This is a genomic window from Nocardia sp. NPDC052254 (assembly GCF_040679495.1).
Classification (GTDB): Bacteria; Actinomycetota; Actinomycetes; order Mycobacteriales; family Mycobacteriaceae; genus Nocardia.
This window is the reverse complement of the sequence record NZ_JBFAUW010000005.1, coordinates 317,017-330,914: the sequence shown is the minus strand read 5'-3', so window position 1 is coordinate 330,914 and position 13,898 is coordinate 317,017. Positions and strand designations below refer to the sequence as shown.

The following is a 13,898-nucleotide window of genomic DNA, read 5'->3' as shown; positions in this document are numbered from 1 at the left end:
ATGGCCAGTTCCTACACTCCGCCCGCGGCCCGGCCGCTGCGCGCCGTCGGCAACGCGGCGCTGGCCCCGGTGCACGCCAATCAGCGGCTCGGCCATCAGGCGCTGACCTTCGTCCAGGCGATGGCCTCGATTCCTTTCGTGCTGAGGCACTATCGCAAGGAGCTGGCCAGGCTGACCGCCGATGTCAGCTGGGGCAACGGCTCGCTGATCGTCGGCGGCGGCACCATCGGCGTGGTATTCATCCTGTGCTCGTTCGGCGGGATCATCGTGGGGATGGAGTCGTTCACCGCGTTGGACCTGCTCACCATGAGCCCGCTGACCGGCGCCATCTCCGGTTTCGCGACCACCCGCGAGCTCGCGCCGATCCTGGCGACGCTGGCCTTCGCGATTCAATCCGGTTGCCGCTTCACCGCACAGCTGGGATCGATGCGCATCTCCGAGGAGATCGACGCCCTGGAATCGATCGCGATCCGCCCGCTGCCGTATCTGGTCACCACCAGGATGATCGCGGCGACGGTCACCATCGTCCCGCTCTACACCATCGGTCTGGCCGCGGCCTACCTGACGACCAAGTTCACGGTGCTCTTCCTCGGCGGCACCACCTCGGGTACCTACGACCACTACTTCTTCCAGTTCCTGCTCGGACCGGATCTGTTCTACTCGCTGCTCAAGGTCGTGTTCTTCACGATGCTGGCCACCTTCATCCAGTGCTACTACGGCTATGTCGCCAGCGGTGGTCCCGAAGGTGTCGGGGTGGCGGCCGGGCGCGCGATCAAGATGGTGATCGTCGTGATGGTGTTCGCGGATCTCTTTCTCACCCTGGCGATTTGGGGGATCGACCCCGGATTCCGGATCTCAGGATAGGTGTCGTTCGTGATTCTCGATCCCAGTGGCCGGGGCGCCACCGCGCGGCAGCTCACGCTGTCCGGTATCGCGATGCTGCTCGTGCTGGCCACGCTGATGTATCTGCTGGTGTTGCGCTACACCGGCCATTTCACCGAGAAGGTACCGGTCGCCGCGATTCTGACCAGCACCGGCGACGGACTGCCCAGCCATGCCGACGTGAAGTTCCGCGGTCTGGTGGTGGGCAGTGTGGATTCGGTCGAGGTGGTGGCCAAGGGACAGCGGCAGCGTGCCGAAATCGGAATGAAACCGCGTGTGGTGGAGACGATTCCGGCCAACGTCACCGCTCGCGTGATCCCCAGCAACCTGTTCGGTGTCACCGCCGTGGAACTGGTGGACAACGGTCCCGATCACGCGACACTTCGTTCCGGGTCGACCATCCAGCAGGACACCGGCGCCGCGACCATCCAGTTGCAGACCACGCTCGACGTGCTGCGCAATGTGCTGACCAATATTCAGCCCGAGAAACTGGGCCGCGTGCTGGCGACCCTGTCGGCCGCGCTGGAACCGTCGGCCCGGGTGCCCGGTTCCACCATCGAGCGGCTCGACAACTGGCTCACCCAGGTCCACGACATCCCCGGGATCGGCGATCTGCTGGGCAATCTCGGCCGCGCTGCCGGTGCGCTGAGCCAATCGGCTCCGGAACTGGTCGGTGTGCTGTCCGACTCGGTCACCACCGCACGCACCCTCACCGAGCGGCGGTCGAATCTCGTGGCGCTGCTGACCGATGCGGGCGGTGCGATCGATGCGGTGAACGGCCTGTTCGCCCGCAATCCGGATTCCGGTAAGTACCTGGTTTCCGGACTGGACGATCTGTTCGGCGGTCTGGCCCGGGATCCGGACGCGATTCCGTTCACCGCGGCCAATCTGAACACCGCGCTGCAGCGGCTGAAGACCACCTTCCACTGGGGTCCCGAACAGCAGATGGTCTGGGCGATGGATGCCTCGCTCACGCCGTTCCAGCAGTACACCGCCGCGGACTGCCCGCATTACGGCGATCGGTACGGTCCGCGATGCGGGGGCGCCAGTGTGCCGGATGTGGCACCGGCACAGCAATATCCGGCGCAGCAGCTGCCTCGGTGGCTCGATGCCGCGGGGCCGCCCCCGGTGCCCGCGGCGATACCCGCCGCCCCGGCACAGCAGCCGTTGTTTCCCGGTCTGCCGGTGTTGCCCGGATTCCCCGCGCTGCCGGGCATTCCGGGGCTGCCGCAGATTCCCGGGATCACCGCACCCGCGGCCGATCGCGGCGGCGCGGCCGGTCCGGGCGTGCGGCCGGTCGCCTTGCGCGGACCCGCGGCGGTGGCCGCGGTCGTGGGCGGTGTGCCGAACATGGCGCAGCTGCTGTTGCTCGGGCCGATTCTCGCCGGCGGCTACCTGACCGTCGGCGATGCGCCGGAAGGTGGTGTCACGCAGTGAAATCGACGAAGGCGCTGATCGGCTTCGCCCTCTTCGCCGTGGTGGCCATCGGGCTGACGACCACGATCTACTCCACGCTCCAGCGTTCGGTGCCGGGTTCGACGGATCGGTACTCGGCGGTGTTCTCCGATGTACTCGGCCTGCGGGTCGGCGACGACGTGCGGATGGCCGGGGTACGGGTCGGCCGGGTCGACAAGATCGACTTCGCCGGCGACTACCAGGCCGGTGTCGAATTCAGCATCCGCAGCAATCAGCATCTGACCACCACCACCAAGGCGATGGTGCGATATCAGAATCTGATCGGCCAGCGCTACATCGCGCTGGCGGCGGGGCCCGGCGCCGGGCAGGCACTGCCGGCCGGCGGCAGGATTCCGATCGAGCACACCGAACCCTCGTTCGACGTGTCGGCGCTGCTGTCCGGATTCGAGCCGCTGTTCTCGGTGTTGCAGCCCGATCAGGTGAACTCGTTGTCGGACACGCTGATTCAGGCATTGCAGGGCAATCAGGTGTCGCTGAGCACGCTCATCACCCAGGCGGCGCAGCTGGCCGGCACCTTCGGTCAGCGCGACAAGATCCTCGGCGATGTGGTCGCCAACCTCAGCAGTGTGATGTCGGGACTGACGCACCGCAGCAATGAGCTGGAGACCCTCATCACCCAGACCCGATCGCTGATGGACGGCCTGTACGCCCAGGGCGAGGCGTTGAAATCCTCGGTGGATCAGGTTGCCACCTCGACCGATGCGCTGGTCGGGCTGATCAGCCAGGTCAAACCGGGAATCGCGGCCGCGCAGGACAAGGCCACGACGGGCGTCGCGCTACTGCTGCTCAACGGCGCCGCACTCGATCGCGCGGCCGTCCAGTTGCCGAACGTGCTGAACCGGATCGCCCAGTTCTCCAGCTACGGCGCCTACGGCAATGCCTATTTCTGCGGTCTCGACGTGTCGTTGTGGGGTGTCCTGCTGCCGCCGGGACTGTTCTCCCGGATCGGCGGCAACTCGCACTCGGAGGTGTGCCGGTGATGGCCAGAATTCCGCGACCGAGGGTGCCGAAGGTGCGGCTGCCGAAAACTCCCGGCTTCCTGCGCAACCGGTATCTGCGACTCGGCCTGATCGCCTCGGCCGCGGTGATCATCCTGCTGGTCGGCTCCAGCACGCTGACCCAGGCACGGCTGGGGGACAGGACGATTCACGCCGAATTCGCCCAGGCGGCCGGGCTGCGGGCGGGTGCCACGGTGGACGTGTCGGGCATCGAGGTCGGTGCGGTGCGCGCCGTACGCCTGGAGAACGCCATGGTGGTCGTGGATCTGAAGGTGCGCCGAGATCTGCGGCTGGGGTCCGATGCGCGGGCGGCGATCAAGATGTCGACCATTCTCGGCCGGCTGCACGTCGACCTCACTCCGGGACACGGAAAACAACTGCCGGGCAACCGAATTGGCCTGGACCACACCAGCGTTCCCTACAACCTCGGCAAGGTCATCCAGGATCCGCAGTACAAGGCGTCGTTCGAGCGGGTCGAGCGGATCGATCCGCAGAAGTTGCGCCAGGCCCTGGACACGATGAATCAGCAGATGGGCGATTCGCCGCAGCTGGCGGTGCAGGCGCTCGACAGCATCGGCGCACTGGCGAAGGTGATCAACGATCGCCGCGACGAGGTCGACACCCTGCTGAAGGGCATGGACACGGTATCCCAGCTGGTGTCGGACAACCAGAACAGTGTGCTGATGCTGCTGACCCGCGGCGAGGCCATCGGGCAGGCGGTGCAGCAGCGCCAGCAGCTGCTGAAGAACCTGCTCGACAACGTGGCATCGCTGTCGAAGCTGTTGCAGGACATGGGGTTGGAGAACAACAACCAGTTCGGCCCGATGATCGGGGATCTGAACACCATGTCCGAGGGACTGGAGAAGAACAAGGCCAACCTGGACCGGCTCTACGAGATCATGCCGGTCACCGTGCGGCAGTTCAACAACGTACTGGGCAACGGCCCCTACGGCGATGTGTATGTGCCGTGGGGTCTGTTCCCCGACAACTGGATCTGTTTCGCCCAGGTCGTACAGGGGTGTAAGTGATGACGTTGCGCGCACTGGCCAAACTCGCCGTGGTCTGCGCGGTCGCGACCGCGGGCTCGGGCTGTTCGCTGCTGCCGGGAACACTCGGCACCGCCGCGAATCAGGCGCTCGGCGACCACCTTCGCATCAGCGCCGATTTCGAGAATGTGGCCGGGCTGTATGCCGGTAACGAGGTCGACGTGCTGGGGGTGCCGGTGGGCACGGTCGAGTCGGTGGAAGCGAAGGGCAGCTATGTCCAGGTCGTGATGCAGGTCGACAAGGGCGTACGGATTCCGGTGGATGCCATGGCGGCACTGGTGAATCCGCAGTTGATCACCAATCGGCACATCGAATTGGCGCCCGCCTACGAGGGGCACGGGCCCACCATGGCCGACGGTGCTCATATTCCGCTGCCGCGCACCAGAACTCCGGTGGAACTGGACCGCATCATGCAGACCTTCGATGAGATCGGCGCGACCCTGAAAGGTGACAGCGAAACCGGACCGATGGCGAGCCGGACATTGTTCCCGCTGCTCAACGGCAACGGTGACAGATTGAAAGAAACCCTCGACGCGCTGTCGGGGGCTTTCGAGACCACCTTCGCCAACAAGGACCAGATATCCAACACGATCGTCAAACTCAACGACATCACGCAGGTCATCGCCCAGAACGACCAGACCGTGCGAGATTTCAGCGGACGTCTCACCGAATTGATCGGTCTGATGGGTGAGCAGGCTCCTGGTCTGCAGGCGGTGCTGACCCAGCTCGACGACTTCGTGGCCAATACCGCGACCGTCGTGGGACAGAACAAGGATCAGCTCGCCGGCGCGCTGAAACGGTTCGTCGAGATCAGCAACCAGATGCGTGCCAATGCCCGCAATCTCACCGAGATCGTGGACGTGACTCCACTGATGTTCCAGAATCTGGCCAACGCGACCAGTTACGAACATCAGGCGTTGCGCCTGCACGGTCTGCTCGACAAATCCGTACTCGACGGTGAGGCGCTGTCGACCTTCTGTGAGCGGGTCGCCATGCGCCTCGACGGTTGCCGGACCGGGAAGATCGCCGATATGGGTCCGGATTTCGGAATCACCGCCGCACTCCTGGGGATCAGCGGAAAATGACACAGTCCTCTCGCGGAAAATTCTGCCGCCGAACCACGTTCGCCGCCATCCTCACCGCTACCACCGTGGGTGTGAGCGGGTGCGGGGTGACGCTGCAGAACATGCCGATGCCGAAACCGGGCATCGGTGGGCCCGGTTACACCGTGCACGCCGCCTTCACCGATGTGCTGAATCTGCCCGATCACGCTCACGTGCGGATCGGCGGTACCGATATCGGCACCGTCACCGCGATCGAGACGACGAATTTCATCGCCGACGTGAAAATGGAGATCCGCCAGGACATCAGCCTGCCGCGCGGTACCACGGTGGAATTGCGCCAGGCCACGCCGCTCGGCGACATGTTCGTGGCGATGACGCTGCCCTCGGCGCAGGAGGCGGGTCCGCCGCTGCACGATGGTGAGACCATCGGCACCGATCACACCGGCACCGCCGCCTCGGTCGAGCAGTTGATGATGTCGGTGGCGATGCTGGTCAACGGCGGTGGTATCAATCAGGCCGCGCAGATCACCACGCAGATGAATTCGATGTTCGCGGGCCGGGGACCACAGTTGTCCCATCTGCTGAACGAATTGACCAGTGTGATCGGCGCGCTCAATCAGCGCACCGGCGATATCGACGCCACCCTGCAGGGGCTGAACGGCCTGTCCGGGGAATTGGCGAATCGGAAGAGGGAACTCGGCGAGGCCGCCGATACCTTCCCCGCACTGCTGGGCCTGGTGAACGAGAACAACCAGCGCATCATCGATCTCACCACCAAGGTGTCGACCACCATGGCGGCGCTCGGAGACTTCACCGATTCGACCGGCCCGCAGTTCCTGAGCCTGTTCGACAGTATTCAGAAACTGATGACCGGTTTCACTCAGATGGACGGCAACCTCACCGAGGCGCTCAACGGTCTCAACGAGCTCTATCCGACGCTCATGGCGAGTCTGCGCGGGTCGAGTCTGGCGGTCATGCCGGTGGTGTCGTATCTGAGCGTCGGCGCGCTCAGCGATGCGCACGGCAGCCGGTGGCCCGAGATCGGCGATGTGCCGGCCTTCGCCGGCAGCCTGGCCCAGGTGTTCGAGAAGGTGTTCGGCCGGGTGATCAGCCCGCCGCGGCCGGTGCCGGGTGCACTGCCGCCGGGAGCGACTCCGCCGGCGGCACCCGATCCGGCCACGCCGCAGCAGGCACCGCCGGACTCCGCACAACCCGAAACCTCTCAGCCCGAAACCTCTCAGCCCGAAACCTCTCAGCCCGAACCGACTTCGCCGGACGGTGACCGATGAATACACCGTTGTGGAACTGGCTGGTGCGCCGTCGTATCGCACTGGCCAACCTCAGTCTGATCGTGGTGCTGGTGATCGGTGCGGGCTATCTGGGCCGATATGTACTGCGGCTCGACCCGATTCCGCACACCTTCACCGTCACCGTGCGGCTGGCGACCTCCGGCGGCATCCTGCCCGGCAACGACGTGACCTTCCGCGGCACGCGGGTGGGCAAGGTCGCCGATGTGCGGGTGTCCGGCGACGGTATCGACGCGGTCGCCGAGATCGACGACAGCGCGAAGATACCCGTCGGCGGAACCGTGCACGTGGGCCGGCTGTCCGCGGCGGGTGAGCAGTATCTCGACTTCCGCCCCGATGCCGACAGCGGGCCCTATCTGTCCGCGGGCGCCGTGGTCGAACGGGCGCGCACCAGCGTGCCGATCCCCGTGCAGAATCTGCTGACCGACCTGAGCGGATTCATCGGCGGGATGAATCCCGACCGGCTCGACGCGGTCATCGACGAACTGGACAAGGCGCTCGCCGGTGGCCCGGATCGCCTGCGCAACATGATCTCCGGTATCAGCCGTGCCATGGCGGGACTGACCGATCTGCTGCCGCAGACCCAGCAGTTGCTCGAGAACCTCGAGGTGATCGCCGAGACCACCTCGCACGCCCAGCCGGACCTGAGCACCCTGACCGCGGCTGGTAGTGCACTGTTCCAGCAGGCCACGGCCGCCGACAACGAGATCCGGAAATTCCTCGATCAGGGCCCCGCCGAGCTCGCCACCCTCGGCTCGGTGGTGCAGCAGAATGTGGACCCGATGACCGACCTGGTCACCAATTTCGTGGCGATCACCAAGGCCGCGAAGCTGCGCCAGCCCGCCATCGAAGCACTGTTCCCCGCTCTGCGCCAAGGGATTCAGGCGCTCGGTGTGCCCGCGCACGACGGCGCTTATCACACCCTCGCGGATTTCTGGCCGCGGCCGACGTGTGAGTACGACACCATCCCGGTGAACCCCACGAAGGTGATGGCCGACACCCGGGTGCGGCTCTACAACTACTGCCTCACCGCCGATCCCGCACTGCAGGTGCGTGGTTCGGCCGATGCGCCCCGGCCGAATGTGCCGGACAACGGTTCCGGGCCGCCGCCGGGAGTCACCGGAAACGAACTGTCCCGGCCGATCCCGCCCGGCCCGATCCCCGCCAACTAGGAGCGAAACCTGATGAGTGCCAAGAAGATCGATGAGCCGGAGGATCGCGCCGAGGCGCTCGAATCCGCCGAGCCGGAAACCGCGCGGGCCGCGGCCGGCGACGTATCCGGGACCGCGGCGGCCGCGCCCGGATCCGAGAGCGCCGCCGATTCCGAGGAGGCGACTCGATCGGACACCGCCGCCGAGTCCGGGAACTCGACCGGAGCCGACGGTGTCACCGCGGGCGAATCCACGAAGGAGTATGCGGTGCAGGAGGTGTCGGTCCTGTCCCGGCTGGCGTCGAAGGCCGGCGGTCGTGGTGTGGCCGTCGCCCTGCGCGCGGTCGCCGCGGTCGTCCTGGGAGCCGCGGTCGGTAGCAGCATCTACTTCTACACCCAGGACAAGGACCACAGCGACGTGCTCACCGCGCAGGCCGAGGCCCGCCAGGCCGCCTGCGCGTATGGGCCGGTGGTGTCGACCTACGATGCCAAGCACCTGGACCAGTACGTGCACGATGTGCTGGCCGGTGCCACCGGTGACTGGCGCAAGCAGTTCGAGTCCAACAGCAAGGATCTCAGCGATGTGCTCGCCAAGGGCGAGGTGGTCGCGAAGTCGACCGATGTGCAGTGCGCGATCCGATCCGGTGACAAGAACTCCGCCGAGGCGATCGTCGTGATCGGCCAGACGATCACGAGCCTGGGCACCCAGGGCAAGCCGGAACCGGGACAGCTGTCGACGGTGATGCGGCTCGAGAAGCAGGGCGATCACTGGCTGGTGGGCAAGATCAGCACACCGCTGGCGCCGCTGCCGCCCCAATCGTAGCCGAGACGAATCTCATCGAAATCCGAGAACGGACAACAACTTTGAGCCGCGCACAGGACGCCCGGGCGAAGGCCGCGGTGCCGTCGACAAAACCGGACGGCGAACGTGTGATCCGTCGCCGGCCGAAGAATCGCCGCGCGCAGATCGCCTCCGAATCGGCGGCGGCCTTCGGCACGCTGGGCTATCACGGTGTCAGCATGGAAGACATCGCGGCCCGGCTCGGCATCTCCTCCGCCGCGCTGTACCGGCACTATCCGAGCAAGTACGCGCTGTTTCGTGAGGAGTTGCTGCGCTTGTCCGCGGCGGCGGTCACCGCGGCGACCCCGCCGGTAGCGGCCGCGGCGAGCGCGGCCGGTGATCGGCTGGCGACGGTGATCGAGGCGATCGTGGCCGACACCATCGCCAATCGCCCGACCGCGGCGCTGGCCCGCTGGGAGGCCCGTTATCTGAAGGCCGACGATCGCCGGATCTTCGACGAACGGTTCACGACCGCGATCACCGCCGTGCGCATGCTCATCGGCGAACTACGGCCGGAGTCGCCCCGTCGTGAACAGACGGTCCGTGCCGTCGCGATCTTCAGTGTGGTCAGCAGTATCGGCGACCACCACGCCCACCTGCCCGCGAAAGCGCTGGCGGTGGTGCTGCGCGAGGCCGCCTGGTCGGTGGTCCGGACGGATCTGACTGCGGCCGAAGGTATCCCGGAGGAGCCGCCGGTGTTCGATGTCCCGCAGGCGTTCAAGCATCAGGTCGTGTTGAACAAGGCCGTCGAATTGTTCCACGAGCGTGGCTATCCCAATGTGAGCGTGGAGGATATCGCCGCGGCGGCGGATCTGTCGGCGGCCTCGGCGGTGTATCGCTACTACCGCAGCAAGGACGCGCTGCTGGCCGCGGCCTTCCGGCGGGTCGCCGACCGGATGGCGGCGGCGATCGCTCCGGCGGTGGAGTTGTCGGAGTCGGCCGAGGAGGCACTGGCGCGCCTGATCGACCTCTATGTGGCGGGGTCGTTCGCCGAGCGGGAGCTGACCTTCGTCTACTACGCGGAGTTCGGCAATGTGAGCTCCTACGAGCGAACCGTGCTGCGCAACATCCAGCGGCTGGTGGTGGCCGAGTGGGCGGAGTTGCTGGTCGATGCGCGGCCGGAACTGTCACCGGCGCAGGCCCGGGTACTGGTGCACGCGGGCTTCGGACTGGTGGTGGGTCTGGGCCGGCTGTTCGGCAACGACCAGCGGATGTGTTCGCGCGCGCAGGTGGTCGGGCTGATGGAGACGACGTTGTTCGGCCGCCGGGCGGCGCGGTAGCGGCCGGTCGATTCGGTGCTGTGGATATTCGACAACTCGACGATCAAAGGGAGTGCCGCCGTGGTCGTCGCGGCACGGATCACGCGGATGGCCGTCGATCGCGGCGTATCCGGAAAACGCAGGAGGAGAGGACTCGTATGACAACGGCAATGGAGCGTTCGGAGCCGAATTACACCGACCCGCACAGTGATTCCTATGTCGAGGAGGAGTCGGTGCCGGTAGGGTCCCGGGCCGCGTCATCGGAGCACTCCGGTGTCCTGCCGCCGCTCACCCTGCAACAGACGCGTATCCACATTCCCGACTTCCACCGGTCGCCGCGCAAGCGCCCGGCGCAACTGCCCGATTCCCTGGACTTCTGGATGTTCGCGGGCGCCGCGGCCAATGTCGCCATGCAGTTCTCCCATCCGGCGGTGGCCGCCGGTGTCATGGAGAGCACCGTGGAATCCGGTGCGCTGATGGTGCATCCGTGGAAGCGGTTGCGTACCACGGCTTCCTATCTGGCGGTGGCGATCCTCGGCACGCCGGAGGAGAAGAAGGAATTCCGGGAGGCGGTGAACGTCGCGCATCGGCAGGTGCGGTCCGAGCCCGGTGCCAAGGTGAAATACAACGCCTTCGACCGGCATCTGCAGCTGTATGTGGCGGCCTGTATCTACATCGGGTTCGAGGATTCCCATCAGCTCATCAACGGGAAGATGTCGCCCGAGGAGCTCGAGGCGTTCTATCAGGGCGCGGACACCTTCGGCACCACGCTGCAGGTGCATCCGGACATGTGGCCGAAGACCCGGGCGGAATTCGACGAATACTGGCTCGAGGCATGCCGTCAGGTGATCATCGACGACGCGTTCCGCGCGTATATCGGTGATCTGCTGCATCTGCGGATGATCCACTGGTACATGCGGCTGATCTTCGGGGGCCTGCTGCGTTTCCTGACCGCCGGATTCCTGCCGCCGCATTTCCGCGATCAGATGGGTGTCGAGTGGAGCGATTCCGATCAGCGCCGATTCGAGAATCTGTTCCTCTTCGTGGGTTTCGTGAACCGTTTCATCCCCAAGTTCATCCGTTTCTCGGGAACCAAGATGATGATGCGCGATGTGCAGCGCCGCATCCGCCGGCAGAAGACGTTGGTCTGACCCGTTCGGCGCCGGGCGCGGGTGGATATCCGGCCCGCGGGGGGATGCGGCCGGCAGCCGCGCCCCGGCGGGATAGAATTCGCGGTACTTGTGGCTCGTTCACGGCATGCGCCGGTTCGCCGGCGCTCGGTCGGAAGGTACAGGTGGCCAGCATGGGCAAGATCAAGAATGCGATGGACCGGCTCCATCTCGGTCGGCGGCGGCCGGCCCCCGACCCCGAGCCGAAACAGCTCGATCGGTGGGTGAACGAGGGCGGGGCATTGCCGCCCCCGCCGACCGGCCGGGAGCGGGAGCAGCGCTGACGGCGGTGGCTCAGCCGGCGAGGGAACGGGCGATGACCAGACGCTGGATCTGGTTGGTGCCCTCGAAGATCTGGGTGATCTTGGCCTCGCGCATATAGCGCTCGACGCGGAAATCGCGGGTGTAGCCGTAACCGCCGAAGACCTGGACGGCGTCGGTGGTGACCTTCATGGCGGCGTCGGTGGCCACCAGTTTGGCGACCGAGGCGTTGCGGGAGTACGGCTGGCCGGCGTCGCGGCGCCGGGCGGCGTCGAGGTAGGTGGCGCGGGCGGAATCCACCGCGGCGGCCATATCGGCCAGCAGGAAGCCCAGGCCCTGATGATCGATGATCTTGCGGCCGAAGGTGGTGCGCTGCTGGGCGTAGGCGACTGCCTCGTCCAGGGCCGCCTGTGCCAGGCCGGTGGCGACCGCGGCGATGCCCAGCCGGCCGGAATCCAATGCGCTGAAGGCGATCTGCAATCCCTGGCCCTCGGTGCCGATGCGGCGATCGGTGGCCACGAGGGCGTTGTCGTAGTGCGCGGAGGTGGTGGGCACCGCGGCCAGGCCCATCTTGTCCTCGGGTTTGCCGAAACCGAGGCCCTCGGTGCCCGCGGGCACCAGGAAGCACGAGATACCGCGTGAGCCCTCGCCGGTGCGGGCGAACAGATTGTAGAAATCGGCGATGCCGCCGTGGGTGATCCATGCCTTGGTGCCGTTGATGCGGTACCCGTCCGGCGTCGCGCCGGCCTTGCAGGTGAGGGCGGCCGCATCGGATCCCGCCTGCGGTTCGGACAGGCTGTAGGCGCCGATCGTGGCGCCGCCCAGCATCTCCGGGAGCCACCGCTGCTTCTGCTCCTCGGTGCCGAAGGCGAACAGCGGGTGGCAGGCCAGCGAATGCACGCTCACCGCCACGGCGATCGCGGCCCAGCGCGCCGCGATCTCCTCGAGTACCTGCAGATAGACCTCGTAGGGCTGACCTCCGCCACCCCACTCGACCGGATACGGCAGGCTCAGCAACCCGGCCTCGCCGAGGGTCGCGAAAACACCCTCGGGATAGCGCTCGGAACGCTCGTGCTCGTCGACGATCGGAGTGAGCGTCTTGTCGGCGATATCGCGGGTGAGCCGGATCAGATCGTGCGCTTCGGTGGTGGGTAGCAGACGGTCGACGGCCACGGCGACTCCTCGTTCGATCACGGAAAATAGTACTGAATCGTCGATCAGAGTACTGGTTTTCGATAGTACTGAAAAGTCCCGCCCAGTACTATCGCGGCATGGAACAGCTGTCCCGGCCCGAATTCGCGACTCGGCGGCGTAGTGAACTCTTCGATGCCCTGGTCGATCTGTTCCTCGCCGAAGGCTTCGCGCACCTGACTCTCGATGACATCGCCGCCCGGCTGCGGTGCTCCAAGTCGACGCTCTACGCGCTGGCCGGAAGTAAGGAGCAGCTGGTCCGGGCGGCCACGGTGCACTTCTTCCGCCGCGCCACCGACGATGTCGAATCCCGGGTGGCGGCGCAGGCGAGCACTGCCGAGCGCATCACCGGATATCTGTCCGCGGTCGGCGTCGCGTTGGGGGCGGCCTCGGCGCGGTTCATGGCGGATCTGGATGCCTTCGGCCCCGCGCGCGAGGTCTACGAGGTCAATACCCGATTCGCCGCCGATCGGGTGCGTGAGCTGGTGACCGAGGGGGTCGAGGCGGGTGAGTTCCGCGATGTGCACGCGGTATTCGTCGCCGATCTGGCCGCGGCGATGATGGTCCGCATCCAGCAGGGCGGGGTCCGCGCGGCCACCGGTCTCGACGATGCCGGGGCATACCGGGAGCTGGCCGCGCTGCTGACGGCCGGAATCAGTCGCTGATCTCCGGGTGTGTGTTGTCGCACTAATAGTTTGTGGGCTAACTATTAGTGCGATACCTTTGTGGGGACACGAGGAGGTGGGCATGACGACCGACGTCGAAGACCCGTTGCGGCTCGACCGGCAGGTGTGTTTCGCCCTCGCGGTCGCCAACCGATCGGTGCTGACGATCTACCGGCCGCTACTGGAACCGCTGGGACTCACACATCCGCAGTATCTGGTCATGCTGGCGCTGTGGGGTGAGGCGCCGATGTCGGTGAAGGCGATCGCCGAGGCGCTGCAACTCGATTCGGCGACGTTGTCCCCACTGCTCAAACGGCTCGAGTCCGCGGGACTCATCACGCGCAGCCGCGACCGCCGCGACGAACGCGCGCTACTGGTCGATCTGACCGAGGCCGGCCGGGAGCTGCGCGGCCAGGCCGAGCAGATACCGCCGGCGGTCGTGCGGCGACTGGGGGTGAGCCTCGCGGATCTGGAGGAATTGCGCACGGTGCTGACCCGTGTCAACGAGGCGGCGCGGCGGGCCGCGCTCGCGGAACCGGTGGAGGGCCGATGAGCGACACTGCGCAGCCCCATCCGTTGGCCCGACCCC

Annotated in this window: 14 protein-coding genes; 13 read left to right on the top strand and 1 reads right to left on the bottom strand. The window is 66.4% G+C overall.

Translation table 11 applies throughout. The features are described 5' to 3' along the window. From AB0L57_RS15995 to AB0L57_RS15945, 11 genes are all read left to right on the top strand, one after another. The gene (locus AB0L57_RS15995) at positions 1-864 is read left to right on the top strand and encodes an ABC transporter permease (RefSeq protein WP_364961988.1); all 864 of its coding nucleotides are present in this window, start codon (positions 1-3) and stop codon (positions 862-864) included. A 9-nt stretch (positions 865-873) separates the two neighbouring features. After that, positions 874-2,319: an MCE family protein gene (locus AB0L57_RS15990; protein ID WP_364961985.1), complete on the top strand. Its 1,446-nt coding sequence runs from the start codon at positions 874-876 to the stop codon at positions 2,317-2,319. Then, entirely contained in the window at positions 2,316-3,338 is a 1,023-nt protein-coding gene (locus AB0L57_RS15985) for an MlaD family protein (RefSeq protein ID WP_364961982.1), read from the top strand. Before AB0L57_RS15990 ends, AB0L57_RS15985 begins: the two co-directional genes overlap by 4 nt. Then, positions 3,338-4,384 (top strand): MCE family protein, encoded by a 1,047-nt coding sequence (locus AB0L57_RS15980; protein ID WP_364961979.1) that lies wholly within the window; start codon positions 3,338-3,340, stop codon positions 4,382-4,384. Before AB0L57_RS15985 ends, AB0L57_RS15980 begins: the two co-directional genes overlap by 1 nt. After that, a complete protein-coding gene (locus tag AB0L57_RS15975; protein ID WP_364961976.1) occupies positions 4,384-5,487 on the top strand; it encodes an MCE family protein in 1,104 nt (367 codons plus the stop codon). Before AB0L57_RS15980 ends, AB0L57_RS15975 begins: the two co-directional genes overlap by 1 nt. Beyond that, on the top strand, positions 5,484-6,755 hold the full coding sequence (locus AB0L57_RS15970; protein ID WP_364961973.1) for an MCE family protein: 1,272 nt from the start codon (positions 5,484-5,486) through the stop codon (positions 6,753-6,755). The genes AB0L57_RS15975 and AB0L57_RS15970 overlap by 4 nt, the downstream gene beginning before the upstream one ends. Continuing rightward, complete coding sequence (locus AB0L57_RS15965) at positions 6,752-7,945, top strand: MlaD family protein (RefSeq protein ID WP_364961970.1); 1,194 nt, start codon at positions 6,752-6,754, stop codon at positions 7,943-7,945. Before AB0L57_RS15970 ends, AB0L57_RS15965 begins: the two co-directional genes overlap by 4 nt. Positions 7,946-7,957: 12 nt before the next feature. Beyond that, positions 7,958-8,746 carry a hypothetical protein gene (locus AB0L57_RS15960; protein WP_364961968.1) on the top strand — a complete coding sequence of 263 codons (789 nt, stop codon included), beginning with the start codon at positions 7,958-7,960 and terminating at the stop codon, positions 8,744-8,746. Between the two features lie 41 nt (positions 8,747-8,787). Continuing rightward, entirely contained in the window at positions 8,788-10,044 is a 1,257-nt protein-coding gene (locus AB0L57_RS15955) for a helix-turn-helix domain-containing protein (RefSeq protein ID WP_364961966.1), read from the top strand. 137 nt (positions 10,045-10,181) lie between these two features. Then, on the top strand, positions 10,182-11,174 hold the full coding sequence (locus AB0L57_RS15950) for an oxygenase MpaB family protein (protein WP_364961963.1): 993 nt from the start codon (positions 10,182-10,184) through the stop codon (positions 11,172-11,174). A gap of 152 nt (positions 11,175-11,326) precedes the next feature. Next, complete coding sequence (locus tag AB0L57_RS15945) at positions 11,327-11,476, top strand: hypothetical protein (RefSeq protein WP_364961960.1); 150 nt, start codon at positions 11,327-11,329, stop codon at positions 11,474-11,476. A 10-nt stretch (positions 11,477-11,486) separates the two neighbouring features. Here the strand turns inward: AB0L57_RS15945 and AB0L57_RS15940 are convergent, their stop codons facing one another. After that, positions 11,487-12,626, bottom strand: a complete 1,140-nt coding sequence (locus tag AB0L57_RS15940) for an acyl-CoA dehydrogenase family protein (protein WP_364961958.1) — start codon at positions 12,624-12,626, stop codon at positions 11,487-11,489. Positions 12,627-12,724: 98 nt separating this feature from the next. On the opposite strand from AB0L57_RS15940, the gene AB0L57_RS15935 reads away from it, so the two are divergent. Then, positions 12,725-13,309 (top strand): TetR/AcrR family transcriptional regulator, encoded by a 585-nt coding sequence (locus AB0L57_RS15935; protein ID WP_364961955.1) that lies wholly within the window; start codon positions 12,725-12,727, stop codon positions 13,307-13,309. An 82-nt stretch (positions 13,310-13,391) separates the two neighbouring features. After that, positions 13,392-13,862, top strand: a complete 471-nt coding sequence (locus AB0L57_RS15930) for a MarR family transcriptional regulator (RefSeq protein ID WP_364961954.1) — start codon at positions 13,392-13,394, stop codon at positions 13,860-13,862. Positions 13,863-13,898 lie beyond the last annotated feature (36 nt).